This is a genomic window from Citrobacter sp. GW821-FHT02E08 (assembly GCF_059421685.1).
Window position 1 is genome coordinate 1 of record NZ_JBWKVL010000008.1, and the last position, 13,915, is coordinate 13,915.

General features: G+C 50.9%; 17 protein-coding genes. 6 read left to right on the top strand and 11 right to left on the bottom strand.

What is annotated here, in order from left to right:
• The first annotated feature begins 578 nt into the window (after positions 1-578).
• From AC07UY_RS11935 to AC07UY_RS11945, 3 genes are all read left to right on the top strand, one after another.
• Positions 579-1,085, top strand: a complete 507-nt coding sequence (locus tag AC07UY_RS11935) for a hypothetical protein (protein ID WP_494701281.1) — start codon at positions 579-581, stop codon at positions 1,083-1,085.
• Between the two features lie 299 nt (positions 1,086-1,384).
• Positions 1,385-1,771 carry a DUF7079 family protein gene (locus AC07UY_RS11940; RefSeq protein ID WP_494701280.1) on the top strand — a complete coding sequence of 129 codons (387 nt, stop codon included), beginning with the start codon at positions 1,385-1,387 and terminating at the stop codon, positions 1,769-1,771.
• 88 nt (positions 1,772-1,859) lie between these two features.
• On the top strand, positions 1,860-2,558 hold the full coding sequence (locus tag AC07UY_RS11945) for an RluA family pseudouridine synthase (RefSeq protein ID WP_494701279.1): 699 nt from the start codon (positions 1,860-1,862) through the stop codon (positions 2,556-2,558).
• 36 nt (positions 2,559-2,594) lie between these two features.
• Here the strand turns inward: AC07UY_RS11945 and AC07UY_RS11950 are convergent, their stop codons facing one another.
• Positions 2,595-2,951: a DUF1294 domain-containing protein gene (locus AC07UY_RS11950; protein WP_494701278.1), complete on the bottom strand. Its 357-nt coding sequence runs from the start codon at positions 2,949-2,951 to the stop codon at positions 2,595-2,597.
• A gap of 181 nt (positions 2,952-3,132) precedes the next feature.
• Here AC07UY_RS11950 and AC07UY_RS11955 point away from each other — a divergent pair, with 181 nt between their 5' ends.
• The gene (locus AC07UY_RS11955; RefSeq protein ID WP_490469991.1) at positions 3,133-3,489 is read left to right on the top strand and encodes a hypothetical protein; all 357 of its coding nucleotides are present in this window, start codon (positions 3,133-3,135) and stop codon (positions 3,487-3,489) included.
• Between the two features lie 93 nt (positions 3,490-3,582).
• Here AC07UY_RS11955 and AC07UY_RS11960 read toward each other — a convergent pair whose 3' ends face one another.
• The 10 genes from AC07UY_RS11960 to speB all read right to left on the bottom strand — a co-directional run bounded on the left by AC07UY_RS11960 (position 3,583) and on the right by speB (position 11,322).
• On the bottom strand, positions 3,583-3,756 hold the full coding sequence (locus AC07UY_RS11960; protein ID WP_255565741.1) for a YnfU family zinc-binding protein: 174 nt from the start codon (positions 3,754-3,756) through the stop codon (positions 3,583-3,585).
• 135 nt (positions 3,757-3,891) lie between these two features.
• Positions 3,892-4,065, bottom strand: coding sequence for a GnsA/GnsB family addiction module toxin (locus AC07UY_RS11965; RefSeq protein WP_203360291.1), 174 nt, complete (start codon positions 4,063-4,065; stop codon positions 3,892-3,894).
• Complete coding sequence (locus AC07UY_RS11970; protein WP_192614394.1) at positions 4,055-4,174, bottom strand: hypothetical protein; 120 nt, start codon at positions 4,172-4,174, stop codon at positions 4,055-4,057. Before AC07UY_RS11970 ends, AC07UY_RS11965 begins: the two co-directional genes overlap by 11 nt.
• Positions 4,175-4,258: 84 nt before the next feature.
• Positions 4,259-4,486, bottom strand: coding sequence for a hypothetical protein (locus AC07UY_RS11975; RefSeq protein ID WP_192613157.1), 228 nt, complete (start codon positions 4,484-4,486; stop codon positions 4,259-4,261).
• Between the two features lie 80 nt (positions 4,487-4,566).
• Complete coding sequence (ymcF, locus tag AC07UY_RS11980) at positions 4,567-4,755, bottom strand: cold shock small protein YmcF (RefSeq protein ID WP_192614395.1); 189 nt, start codon at positions 4,753-4,755, stop codon at positions 4,567-4,569.
• A gap of 10 nt (positions 4,756-4,765) precedes the next feature.
• A complete protein-coding gene (cspG, locus tag AC07UY_RS11985) occupies positions 4,766-4,978 on the bottom strand; it encodes a cold shock protein CspG (protein ID WP_192613158.1) in 213 nt (70 codons plus the stop codon).
• Positions 4,979-5,367: 389 nt separating this feature from the next.
• A complete protein-coding gene (gene betA, locus AC07UY_RS11990; protein WP_494701277.1) occupies positions 5,368-7,056 on the bottom strand; it encodes a choline dehydrogenase in 1,689 nt (562 codons plus the stop codon).
• A 2-nt stretch (positions 7,057-7,058) separates the two neighbouring features.
• A complete protein-coding gene (locus tag AC07UY_RS11995; RefSeq protein WP_494701276.1) occupies positions 7,059-8,600 on the bottom strand; it encodes a purine-cytosine permease family protein in 1,542 nt (513 codons plus the stop codon).
• A gap of 142 nt (positions 8,601-8,742) precedes the next feature.
• Positions 8,743-10,254, bottom strand: coding sequence for an aldehyde dehydrogenase family protein (locus AC07UY_RS12000; protein ID WP_494701275.1), 1,512 nt, complete (start codon positions 10,252-10,254; stop codon positions 8,743-8,745).
• A 90-nt stretch (positions 10,255-10,344) separates the two neighbouring features.
• Positions 10,345-11,322 (bottom strand): agmatinase, encoded by a 978-nt coding sequence (speB, locus tag AC07UY_RS12005; protein ID WP_192613173.1) that lies wholly within the window; start codon positions 11,320-11,322, stop codon positions 10,345-10,347.
• Positions 11,323-11,475: 153 nt separating this feature from the next.
• On the opposite strand from speB, the gene AC07UY_RS12010 reads away from it, so the two are divergent.
• Together AC07UY_RS12010 and AC07UY_RS12015 are read left to right on the top strand one after the other, a co-directional pair.
• Entirely contained in the window at positions 11,476-12,387 is a 912-nt protein-coding gene (locus AC07UY_RS12010) for a LysR family transcriptional regulator (RefSeq protein WP_192613174.1), read from the top strand.
• 543 nt (positions 12,388-12,930) lie between these two features.
• The gene (locus tag AC07UY_RS12015) at positions 12,931-13,878 is read left to right on the top strand and encodes a hypothetical protein (RefSeq protein ID WP_494701274.1); all 948 of its coding nucleotides are present in this window, start codon (positions 12,931-12,933) and stop codon (positions 13,876-13,878) included.
• The last annotated feature ends 37 nt before the right edge of the window (positions 13,879-13,915 follow it).

A 13,915-nucleotide genomic window follows, 5' to 3' on the forward strand; every position in this document is an offset into this window, starting at 1 on the left:
CGATCTCCTTCGTTGGCAGATTGAGTATGCCGGATGATCTCTAAATGTGAATGGCACGATTATGCGGGATACTTACAAGCGATCGTTCCTCTTGCCAATAATTAACAAACCTTACCCCAAAATAATAAATCTTGAAAAACAATCCAAACAGAAAATCATTAAAATTAAATTCACTCATCATAAATTTGAATTACACATTCAGATTCAATAATACACAAAGCCACACTTTTAAATTATTAAAAACAGGCAGTAATGTAACCTTATCAACATAGAGTTGGCTTATATATACTGGTTTAATAATGAACAGTAATGACGTCGTACCACCAGACATTAAACTGAACCAACGGCTCCCAGGAGATGTAACAACCAGTACCGTTACAACCCCGGTGTTTATCGTTGGTCTGACTGTGTTTGGTTAGCAACCGCCCCGCTTCGGTAAGCCACTTAAAAGCAAAATAAATTCCAATACATTGATTAAAATGTTTCCGGTTTGCAGGACTCAATACCAGAACCACTCTCTACTCTACTGCGGAAACATGTTACACGAACCGCCAGACAACCAAAAAAAGGCGTCTTAAATGTTAAGAAAAATAGTGCTTATAAGTTTATTTTCATTTACATACTTACCCGTTGCACAGGCATCATGGAAAACGGTTGTCGAGAACGATATATTCTCTGCTGGTAAAAAAGCTGAACTCATTGGAGAAATATCGCATGAAAATCAGTCGGTTGTATTTGATTGTTCTGAAGGAAAGTTAGCGATCAGTCAGGTTGAAGCAGATAGAAATACGGTTGTCACAGGAAAAGGGAGTTATCAGACGCTCATCAAGATTGATGATAACCAGCCTGTAGCCTTGAACACGACATTGATAAGAAGAAGCCCGGAGTCTATAGCGCTTACCAGCACTGAAAAAGATAAAATTATGACTCTTCTACGTCAACTACAGGTTCAAACCTCCAGACAAGACTTTTTAATTGGAGTTATGGATAGCAAAGGGAATCAACTCTCATCAGGCTCCGGATCTGTCTCGTTTGCCAAAAAATCCGTAACTAAATTCATTAATGCATGCAAAATCGAACTGTAAGCCAAACTCTGGTTATTCTCCCCTGAGTCATCGATATGCTGTAGCGCGTTCCTGATTTATTGCAGCGAAAACCCGCACGGAGGCGGGTTTTGTTTCGTGCAGACCTTATATCCCACGATGTACAGCATATATAACAACGCGGTGATACAGTAGACTACCTTGTATCGCAGTATCGACAGATACTCTGACTCTGGCCATCGGTTGCTTTTACAGCATAATTTTAGCCGTATGCATTCGCGCCCGACCCGGTATTTCATCTGCGGGAACCCGATACATTTCACCACAGGGAAAAAATGTCTATGCAGCTTAGCGAAGCCGAATTGATTACCCGAGCCCCTGTCTGGTCTGCGTTATCCGAACTTTTCACCTGGCGTGATCTCCAGGACTATGACTACAGATGGATAGCGCAAGTGCTGAAGGACTCCGGGCTAAGTCGGGAAGAGATTTTTACTATTCTGGATGAGGAAGTCGCCCCCGCTCTGCAGACAAACCTTCTTTATAACCCCACTCCCGTTATAGACGAATGGTCAGAGGACGATATCAAAGAGCTGGTTTCGCGATATGTCAGCAGAAAACCAACCCTTATTGAGAGGGTGATTCCTTCCCGTTATTTATTCAAACAGCGGCGAAAATTCATTCAGGATGAAATCCTAAAACTCACTGCTGAGCTGGATAAAGGCACATGAAAAAAACCGATACATCATCAAACTGAAGATTCGCCAGTCAGCTAAAAATTGGTTATTATCCGCCCTCACTCTCCATCCGGGCAGCCTGATGTCTACGATTTTCGATTCCTTTATTGCCCCGCCGTGCCATGACAAGATAGAAATACTCTATCAGGACGATCACCTGGTCCTTATCAATAAACCCACAGGATTGCTCAGTCTCTCGGGGAAAAATCCGCAAAATATCGATTCGGTGCATCATCGGCTGGTACAGATATTCCCCGGTTGCACCCTGGTCCACCGCCTTGATTTCGGGACGTCCGGGCTGATGGTGATTGCCCGTAATAAGGCTATCAATGCCGCACTCTGCCAACAGTTCAGTCAACGTACAGTGACCAAAGTGTACAGCGCACTGCTTTGCGGACATCTCAACGACAATGAAGGGATAATAGACGCGGCGATTGCCAAAGACCCCGCGCTGTTCCCGCTGATGTCAATTTGCGCAATCAACGGCAAACCCGCCCGATCCCGCTATCGGGTCATTGAGCACTTGTATTACGAACGGGAAGATCAAACGTTACTGCCGGTAACGCGGGTCGCGCTAACCCCGGAGACCGGGCGTACCCATCAACTGCGCATTCACTGCCAGCAACTGGGCCACCCTATTTTGGGCTGCGACCTGTACGGCGGGCGCCTGTTGTCAGGCACCGAGCAGACGCCACGGCTGATGCTGCACGCCAGTCAGTTGCATTTTGTTCATCCCATAAGCCTGGAAAAGATCACAGCTCACCATGCCAGCCCGTTCTGAAGCCACTAGTCTCTATGCGTGAAATAGATGCCCGTCTCACAGTGTTGTTATTTGCCCAAGTAATTCGCTTTGATATACCAGACCTAACAACACGACCAAATTCACAATAACACTCACCATAAACCAGGTTTTGAACGGTTGTTTCTGGGTTTTATGTCGGAACAACTGCTGCGCGATCATTCCACCTGGCCACCCACCTACAAGGCCAAAGATCAGAAGCGTCTTTTCTGGCACGCGCTGCCAGTCGCTACGTGCAGCATATTTATCTGCACCATAGAGCAGAAAAGTGAATATATTGACCAGCAACATCCACGCCCAGAACGAATGAAAAACGAAATAGCTGGCTATCAACGAGAGCACCAGTACACTGTAACAAAGTTGATTAATTCTCATATTGACGGCCTTCCCGCTCCATAAATCCGCTACGAAGCATAAACCAGAAATGAACCTCATTTCACTCGTTAATCCCCCATCGTCATAACGCGCTTAATCACCCAGGCGGCGGACATCAACCGGTTGATGCGGGTTATCCCAATGGTAAAATACCGCCGGATACAACCAATGGAAGCAAAACATGAAAAAAATCATCGCTGTAGCGCTGGGAGCGCTTTTATTGTCAGGCTGTACGGTGCGCGTTGCAGATCTCACTGTCGCAAGTACCAAGAACTACAACCTGAACGGTGGGCATTTCTATAAGGGGAAACGGGTAACAGCGGAAGATAGCTACCCGGTGATCATCTTCCCTACGGGGATCCCGAATGTTAAAACAGCAGCAGACCGCGCTATTGAGAAAGACAAGTGCGCTGTTGGTTTAACCGATGTGGTGGTCACTCAATTAAATCACGCATTTCTGTTCGGCAAAATCGGTTTACGTGTCGAGGGTAATCTGATTATTGACCGTGGTTTACCCGGTTGCGAAAACGCCAGCTAATACATTAACCCAGCCTGTGGGCTGGGTTTTTCATCCATTGCACCCCGGTTCTGAAATCCCGTCTCTCGTTATTAACCGCCACCAGAATCCACATCACGAGCCTGAGCGCGGCACAATAAACAGGGCCTTACATCCAGGGCAAAGCATTGCCTGCTTCAGACGAATTTTAGACGCGGACTGGGAAGACTTGAGACCACACTCCGGGCAAGTGACGGTAGTTGTAGAAGCGCCACCAATGAATTTCATTGCGTAATCGAAAAATGACATGATGATTAACCTTTCAATGAATGAGCTTCATCATATCACGAGGTGGTCAAATCGTATGCAACACAAAACAAAAAAACATCACTTCAGAGAAAAGTGATGTTTTATATAAATAATATTCAAGGAACGAAAAAAGAATTAAATTAATTTAATCTTTACGTCATAGCTTTCAAGACCGCTCATCTTCTCACGAGCGGAAAACTGAATATCAGAGACCTCTTTCCCGGTCTTCTTTTTCAGTTCCACTATTTTCTTCGTGATAAATTCCGATATATCCGCTTCTGTTTTTCTTTTTAAGTCTTCAATGTTCACTGTTGACCTCTTCTGGTTTGTAAAGGCAGCAACGCGCCAGCAAGGTTAATGATTTCAGTTTGCCTGTAAGGCACAGATATTTATAAGCTATCCTGCTGAAACATTCAATAACCCCGAGAACTGGCGATGCTCATTCTTTAGGCAAAAACAGGTTAGGGATCGGCAGTGAATGAGGAAGGGATATACGGTTTCGCTAAAGAAACTTTCTTGCGGCATCCAGTATTTCTTCTGAGCTAATATCGCGATCGGAGGCGACATGAACGACTTGATGATCGCCCGTCAGGGAAGGAAATCCAGCAGACATGACCGGTAAATGCGTTTTCTCGCCATTGGGATACTCACGTAAAATTGTCGTGATGCCACTCATAACGGAAACAACAGCAGCAGGTTCTGCGTTAAAAAATACAATCACTTTTTTCATAACCCCACCGTGATGCCCTCTGCAGGCCATCTGTTAGCATACTGAAATCAAATATGGCTCCAGTGCGGAGCCAATATGCATTATTTTCTGAAATCTAATGGAGCCTGACCGGAACGGACGTACAACGCGACATTATCGAATGTCATCATTGTCGACTTGCAAAAAATACATTTTGCGCCGAAGGGATTGCTTTCAGTGACATCAAACGTTGATGTTCTGTATTGTGAACCATGACAACATGGACACCGGAAGTGAATATGGTTAGTAATATCAGTTACCTTAGAGCGCCACGACATTGACTGCCGTTGGACCTTTAGGGCCCTGTTCTACCGAAAATTCAACTTCCTGATTTTCATTAAGCGTTCTGAAATCGTTACTTTGAATTGCAGAAAAATGGACGAATACATCTTTGCTGCCATCTTTAGGAGTAATGAAACCAAAACCCTTATCAGCATTAAACCATTTTACTAAACCAGTCATTTTATTAGACATAAATTATTACCTTATTGAGTTAGCCCTTGGGCAAAATAGTCCGAAAGAAAATTTATCAGAGAGAAAAAAACCTAAAGGGAATCTCAAGAGGGAATCATGATGAGAAATATTACAATGACTACTTCAGATAATTTTGTATCAAACCGCACAGTCATTAACGCATGGTTAACCAAACATAGCAAGCTTTAGTTTTGCTTAAAAATAATTCTTATCTTTCCTCGTCAATACCGGGATAAATCCAAAACGGGCGGCAATGACCCTAATCACTGCCGCCACTCCCCCGCTTAGCGGGTGGGGTACGTTTTGTTAATCCACGCGTGGGTATCCTCCCATGTGAAGCACCATTTGCGCACCGGACCGGCCATCGCCGTACGCGTTACGAAATGTGTTCAGACGGCCACTTTGCGGCGAGGTTCGTGGGTACGTTGTTGCGTTTCCCACTTGTCTGCCAGGCCAACCTCAACCTCTGACGGCACGAGCATCGTACGACCGCGAACCAGATCCGCCGCACGTTCCGCCAGCATGATCGTCGGTGCATTCAGGTTGCCGTTCGGTTCCGTTGGGAACACGGAAGAGTCGATCACGCGAACCCCTTGCAGTCCATGTACGCGCAGTTCGGAATCGACGACCGCCAGCGAGTCCTCCCCCATCCGGCAGGAGCCACACGGATGCATCGTGCTTTCCATGTTAGCGCGCACAAACGCATCGATCTCCTCGTCCGTGTTAACGTTCGGGCCGGGAGCCAACTCCTCGCCACGAAAACTGTCCATCGCGGGCTGACCGATGATCTCACGCGTCAGACGCACGCAGCGGCGAAAACCTTCACGATCCTCTTCGCGCTCCAGGTAGTTAAAACGAATTTCCGGATGCTCATACGGATCGGCAGAACGTACCCGCACATAGCCACGGCTCTTCGGTTTGTTAGGGCCAGTCAGCACCATAAAACCGTGTCCCTTGAACGGTTTATCGCCATCGTAGCGCATTGCCGCAGGTAAAAAATGGAACTGAATATCCGGCCAGCGCAGCCCCTTTTCTGAACGGATGAATCCTCCCGCTTCGAAATGGTTGCTCGCCCCCAGACCATCTTTAAACAGCAGCCAGCGCAGGCCAATTAATGCTTTCGAAAACAGTCCCATTTTGCTGTTCAGCGAGACCGGTTCTTTGCACTGGAACTGAATATAAATCTCGGCGTGATCCTGCAAGTTTTCCCCCACGCCGGGGAGATCGTGTTTCACCTCGATTCCGGCTTTACGCAGAACCTCGGCGGGGCCAATACCGGAGCGCTGTAACAAGTGCGGGGAACCGATTGGACCGGAAGAGATCAACACTTCTCGCGTACAGCGCACGGTGTGGATTTCTCCCCCCTGCTCATACTCAACGCCGACAACGCGTTTACCTGCCAGCACCAGCTTACGCGTCATCGCATTGGTGACGACGGTCAGATTAGGTCGTGTCATAGCCGGTCGCAGATAGGCATTTGCGGTAGACCAGCGCACGCCATTCTTGACCGTCATGTGCATCGCGCCAAAGCCTTCCTGCATATAGCCGTTGGTATCATCCGTTTTGATGTAGCCCGCCTGTGCGCCTGCTTCAACCCATGCGCCATACAGAGGGTTCTGCATATTGTTGCCGTTGTTGGTGCTCAGCGGGCCTTCTGAACCGCGATAATCATCGCCGCCAAATTTGTAGTTCTCTGCTTTACGGAAATAGGGCAGACAGTTGCGATAACCCCAGTTTTTGGCCCCTAACGACTCCCATTCATCGAAGTCGTAAGCGTGACCCCGGATGTAGACCAGGCCGTTGATCGATGACGATCCGCCCAGCACTTTCCCGCGCGGACAGTGCAGACGACGCCCATCCAGATGCGGCTCCGGCTCGGTTTCGTAGTGCCAGTTAAATTTTTTGGTGTTCATCGGCATCGAAAACGCGCTGGGCATCTGGATAATAATGTTGCGATCGCTTCCGCCGTACTCGATCACCAGTACGTTCACACGCGGATCTTCAGTCAGGCGGTTTGCCAGTACGCAGCCGGCCGATCCTGCCCCTACGATGATGTAGTCGAACTGTTTAGTAGACATTATTAGCTTGCTCCATTTTGGTTCTGGACAATTGCGACAGGCACACCTTTATTACCCGTGGTGTACTCCGGCATGTGTAATTCGATATGCGAAATCACGGCTTCTTCATGATGCAGGTTCAGTGAACGGCAGGAGACGTAGTAGACGATGCTGGAGGCGATAAGCCCCACCAGCCAGGCCAGATCAACGCTGCCCATCGCGCGGGCTATCGGCCCGACAAACACCTCACGACCACCGTCAAAGATGCAGAAGAACGGCACCATCGCGAGAAAGCCCGCGAGGTAAGAGAGCAAACCACGCGCCCCCCAACGGCCATAAATGTTGCCGTGCGGCTGGAAGAAGTGCGGGATGGCGTAACGCCCTCTGCGTACAAAGAAATAGTCCGTTAGGTTGACCGCCGTCCAGGGCACCAGGAAGTACAGCATCACCACCAGATAGATATTCAGCACGGACAACCCCGAGCTGGAGTTGTAGATGCTCATCGCCACGCCCAGTTGCAGGAGCACCACAAAGATGATGGCCACGATGCGAGCTTTGGCCGTCGGCTCTATCTTCCTGAAGGAGTCCACGCTGGTAATGGCGGTCAGTTTGGCGCTGTAAATATTCATCGCAATCACCGGCAGGAACGCCAGGATAGTGATGGCCACGACGGCAGTTCCCAGATGAGGAGAAAAGTTGGCGCCAACCATATTGAGCGCCACCAGCACATCGGTCGCGCGCAGATGAGACGCCAGCCAGCCGCCCACCGAGATCATCCAGGCCCCTGACAGCGATGCCCCCAGAAACACCGCGGCGATCAATTTACCGCTGGAGGTATTTTTCGGCAGATAGCGCGAATAGTCGGACACATACGGTGCATAAGCGATGTTGTAACTGGCGGCGGCCGCAAACTGAGCAACAAAGCCCGTCCAGTTGAAACCCAAAGGTGCCGCCTTCGCCGCCCCTTCGACGGCCGGAGCATCGTGAACCCAGCCCATCAGCACCGCCAGCGTCACCAGACCGTACAACGGCAACGATAAAAACAACGACCATTTGAAGGTTTTGTGCATCCAGTCGTGGCCGAGGATGGCCAGAATGGTTGCCGGTACCGTCACCGCCAGCGCGACCTGGAACGGGTTCCAGCTAAACAGCGTTTTCAACCCCTGCATCATCAGCACCAGGTTGACAATATTGAAGCCAGCAAACACAAACAGCGTTGCTAACAACACGAGCACCACGCCGCGATAGCCAAACTGCGCGCGCGACTGGATCATCTGCGGCAGCCCCAGGTGCGGTCCCTGCGATCCGTGGAAAGCCATGAACAGCGTACCGAACATGATGCCCAGAGTGCCCGCCAGCGTGGTCCATAGCGCATCAAGCCCGACGCTCGGCCCGACAAAGCCGATGGTCATGGTAAAAAAAGTAAAATTGCCGACAAACCAGAAGGGTCCCTGACTGGAGAGTTTATCGGTGCGTTCCTGTTCTGGCACAAAGTCGATCGAGCGTCCTTCTATTGGACTTTGTTCACTGCTTGTCCCTTTCACTGCGGTTGATTCTGGTTGCATAAGGTACCCCTTGGTAGAGAAGGGTGAAGCAATAAGAATTCATTAAGCCAGGCGGTTGCCGGCTCGTTAGCTCAGTGCGTTGTGCCGTACCTGGCCGCTTCCGGGCAGCATGAGGCTGTACCGGAAGGGCCGATAAGTCAGACTATGAAGGCAAGGTGATCCACACGGTTTTGGTTTCCATCAGGTAGTCAAGCTGCTCTGGGCCGAGATCTTTACCAAAGCCGGACTCCTTGAAACCACCGAACGGCAGCGCCGGGTCGATGGTGCTGTGCGCGTTGACGTACACCGAACCGGCCTCTAGCTGAGGAATAAGGGTATGCACGCGGGCCAAATCGTTCGAATAGATCGCCGCAGCCAGACCAAACGGCGAGTCGTTGGCAAGCTCAACCGCTTCTTCGACGGTATCGAACGGCGCGGTGACCAGCACCGGGCCGAAGATCTCTTCGCGCACGATGCGCATATCATTGCGACAGTGAGCAAAAATGGTCGGTTCGACGAAGAAACCGTCTCTGTCCTGGGGACGTCCGCCATAGTAAAGCGTCGCCCCTTCGCGCACGCCAGCGTCAATGTATGACAGCACCGTGTCCTGCTGTTTGGCGGAAACCAGCGGGCTAATGAAACATTCCGGATCGAGGCCCGGGGCCATTTTCAGCGTGGCGGTATAGTCAGCGAGCGCCGCCAGGAAACGGTCATAAATACTGCGGTGAATATAGGCGCGGGTCCCCGCGTCACAGACCTGCCCGGAGTTAAAAAACACCCCGTTGGCCACCGCCTGTGCGGCGGCAGGGATATCGGCATCCTCCAGCACCAGAACCGGGGATTTCCCGCCCAGCTCCAGGGTCACGCGCTTGATGTTTTCAACCGCCGTCTGCCCGACGGAACGCCCGACAGGCGTCGAACCGGTAAAGGTCACTTTGTCGATCCCCGGATGCGCGGTCATGGCCGCGCCAATCACACTGCCGTATCCGGTGACAATATTTACCACGCCGTCCGGAATACCCGCTTCCTGAACCAGTTCAGCAAAACGCAGCGTCGATAATGAGGTCAGTTCAGCGGGTTTAATCACCGCAGTACAGCCCACCGCCAGCGCCGCCGCCAATTTCCACGCCATGGTTTGCAGGGGGAAGTTCCACGGCACAATGGCGGCCACTACACCGATCGGCTCTTTGCGGGTATAGGCCAGATAATTGCCCGGCAGCGAAGGTTCTACCGTGCGGCCGTGCAGTTTTGAGGCCCAGCCCGCGAAGTAGCGAAAGGTGTCGATGGTGCCCTGGATATCAACGTCACGCGCCTGCGTCACCGATTTCCCCATATCAATGGATTCGATCTCAGCAAGTTCTCTAGCATTAGCTTCAATCAGATCCGCCAGGCGATGCAGCATACGCTCGCGCTCCAGCGGTTTAAGACGACGCCACTCACCGTGGTCGAACTGTTGGCGAGCCGCCGCCACGGCGCGATCAAGGTCAGACGCGGTAGCCAACGGGATCGTGGTCAACACACCCTGCGTGGAAGGCTCGATAACAGCGCTGACCTCCCCTTCGCTACCGTCAACCCACTCTCCGCCAATAAACATCTTCTGCGGTTTACTCAGAAAGCGTCGTGTCGCGTCTAAAATACCGTAACGATTGAGATAGTGCGTTACTGCTGCATCCATTTGATGATCCTCTTTTTTTTACACCCGATTTTTAACTCACGGGTTATGCAGGTAGGGTTCAGAGGGGTGGTTTAACCACCCACTTGTTGCTTAGCGTGCCTGGGATTGCTTACGCTCGTAGAAAATAAAACCAATGCTATTCATCAGCAGTTGGGCAGCCAGAATCGAGGTCACGCCGGTGGGATCGTAGGCGGGCGCTACTTCGACCAAATCCATACCGATAATGTTGCCGCCACTGCGTTTCGCCAGCGCCTGAATAATCTCCAGCACCTCGTAGTACTGGAAACCACCGTGACTCGGCGTACCGGTGCCCGGGGCAATCGACGGGTCAAAACCGTCGATATCAATGGTGAGGTAGTAGTTGCAGCCCTGCGGGATCTGCTCCAGCACGCCTTCGACGCCTAAACGGCGAACGTCGCGTACCGACAGGATATTGGAACCCGCCGCACGCGCCGCGTCGTAGTCGCTGCGGTTGGATGAGGAGACGTTGCGGATACCGAGTTGCGTCATGCCCGCGATGTGATTCATTTCTGACGCGCGGCGCAGCGGGCTGCCATGACCATAGCGCACGCCGTGGCGCTCATCGACGAAGTCGAGGTGGGCATCGAAATGGACGATGTGAATCGGCCCGCGCCCTTCATAGGCCTTAATGACCGGGGCATGAATGGAATGGTCGCCGCCCAGCACCACTGGCATCGCGCCGGAAGCCAGGATCTTACGTACCGCCAGTTCAATGTTTGCGTTACTGCTGGTCATATCGGTGTGCACGATGTCCGCATCGCCCACATCGACCATTCGTACCTGGTCTTGCGTCAGATACAGCGCATCGTCTTCATGATCATAGGCACCAGCATGACCAAACGAAAATAACGTAGACGCCTCGCGAATGCCGCGGGGTCCGAAACGGGCGCCAGAACGCCACTGCGTCCCCATATCGTTGGGCGCGCCCAGGATCGCGACATCGGCATCAATCTCTTCCCAGTTGAGGCATACCGGCGCTTTGGCAAAAGTACAATGGCCGACAAACGGCAGATTCAATCGTCCGGACTCGTAGTTATTGTTCCCCATACTCTCTCCCCCAATCTGTGAATTTTCTGAAACGACCTGGCACAGGTTGACTTGCCATAACAATGACTATGGACAACAATTTGCATGATAAAAATAGAAAACATCAGATATTCATATCGGCTTTTCCGAAGTAACGCATGAGGAGATAGAGACGTGAATCAACTGCAGAATATTGACCTTAAGCTACTCAGAATTTTCATGACCATAGTGAAATGTAACGGTTTTTCTGCAGCTCAGGCGGCGTTGAATGTGAGCCAGTCCACGATCAGCGAACATATGACCAGCCTGGAGACACGCCTCGGCGTCAAATTGTGCGAACGCGGTCGTTGCGGGTTTCGACTGACGGAATACGGCACCGCCACCTACGAGGCGGCACAGCGGCTATTTCTGGCGGTGGATACGTTTTGTATGGATACTTCCGCGCTCAAGCGGCACATCTCCGGCAAGCTCTATCTGGGCATCATTGACAATACCGCCACCGACAACGACAGCGTCCTATCGCGTACGTTGCGCCAGTTCGTCTCCCACGGTCACGATGTGCAACTGGATATCTACATTGGCACGCCCGCAGAGCTGGAAGGACGCGTCCTTGACGGGCGATTGCACGTCGCCATTGGCCATTTCCCGTTTGAGGTGGCCGGGCTCAGTTATACGCAGTTATACGATGAGCCTGATGGTCTGTATTGCAGCCGCTATCATCCGCTTTTCGATAATCCTCCACGCGGCGATGCCCTCATCGATGCGATCCGTGAGAGTCAAATTGTCGCACGCGGCTTTCTGCAACAACGCGATCTGCAATTGCTCAAATCAAGCTATGCCGCCGCCACCGTCGACAATGTCGAAGCGCAGGCCATTCTCATTCTTACCGGCGCGTACCTCGGTTTTCTCCCCCGGCACTATGCCCGCCAGTGGGTCAACGCGGGTCAAATGCGCCAGCTGGAGCCTGAGCAATTTGGCTCTAAATGGCCGTTTTCTTCGATAACAAAACGGGGAGCCACACAACCGGCAATCCTTCGCCTGTTTTTGGAGGAGCTGATGAGCCATTCTTATTCCGCGTCAGCCTGATAGATAACATTGAGAAAAAATACCGGAAATGACAACGCGCGGGCAGTAGCCGATAATTCCCGGTGATGCCCTGGCCGGACAAATAATAACGCACCCCGGTTATCGCCTTATTTTTCAGTTAAAACATTCAACCGCTGCAATGATATTTATATCAACAAAGCAACACGTCGTTATTCTGATATTGGCATTGAGATAAGATTAAGTTTATGCCAAAAGTGATTAACTCTTTTTACAGATAAATTTATTTATAACTAATAGAGAGGTAATAAACGTAAAATACACCTCAATCGTTCAGACGACGACCTGCCTCCCCCGCGCCAGCGCGCCTTATCATTTTGTTATTCAGTTTCCCTGACGCATCACCATCCTCACTGTTTTCCACACGGGAACCCCTGCGGGATGCGACGAATGATTGATATCGCACGATAAATTACGACGAAAATATTAACGATTATTAATGGTATCTGATTCATATTTCAGGGAGAAATCTATGCGATTTCCGAAAGCGGTTGATTGAACACGCCTGATGGTGAGGAAAACAACATGTTTGGACTGGAGACGCTCGACGTACTGATTGGGCTTATGACCGTATACTTTACGTTCGGAATTGCCTGCACCGCTATTGTTGAAGCCATTTCTGCCTGGGCCAATATCCGCAGCAAAAATCTTGACCTGGCGCTGAAAGAGTTATTTTCAGGAGAGCTGGCACCGAAGGAACAGTTTATTACCCAATTTTATGCGCATCCTTTGATTCAATCCCTTAGCAAAGGCCAAAACGGTATCCCCTCTTATATTCCGCCAGAAATAGTCGGACAGGTTGTGGAATCGCTGGTGGTGGGGAAAACCGTCATGGCGACGCTGTCCGCAGGGGTGAGTTCGCTGCCGGGAACGGCGGAAAATAACCGTATAAAAGGGATCCTTGAAACATTTGTGATGCAGACTGAAAACGATGCAACTCAGTTTCGCCAGGCCGTCGCAAAACAGTTCGATGCCGTGATGGACCGCGCCTCCGGTTGGTACAAACGCAAAACGCAGACCATCACGCTAATCGTCGCCGCGCTTCTGGTTCTCAGCGGAAATGTCGACACCCTCAAAATCGCGACCGTACTGGCCTTAAATCCTGCGGCTCGCGAAAAAATGGTGAATATCGCGCAGCAGACACTGGATGAAGCGAAAAAGCAGTCCGAGGAAAAGACGAGTAACACGCCGAAAACCGACGTTAAACAAGCGAAAGATAAGGTCACAGATGCCACTGCAGAATATGAGCGTGCAGTGGCAACCTTTGAGGCTACTGGCCTCTCATTCGGATGGAAAGGTTTGCCGCACACCCTGTGGGAATACCTGGCAAAAGCAGCGGGATTGCTGGTCACCATTTTCGCGGTCTCGCTCGGCGGCCAATTCTGGTTCGACACACTTCAGCGCGTCATGCAGATACGCTCCACCGGCCCAAAACCCCCCGATCCAGACCAGCCCGCCCGTAAGAAAAAATGAGCGATGTGCATTCACTCACTCTCGATAACAGGAGGAG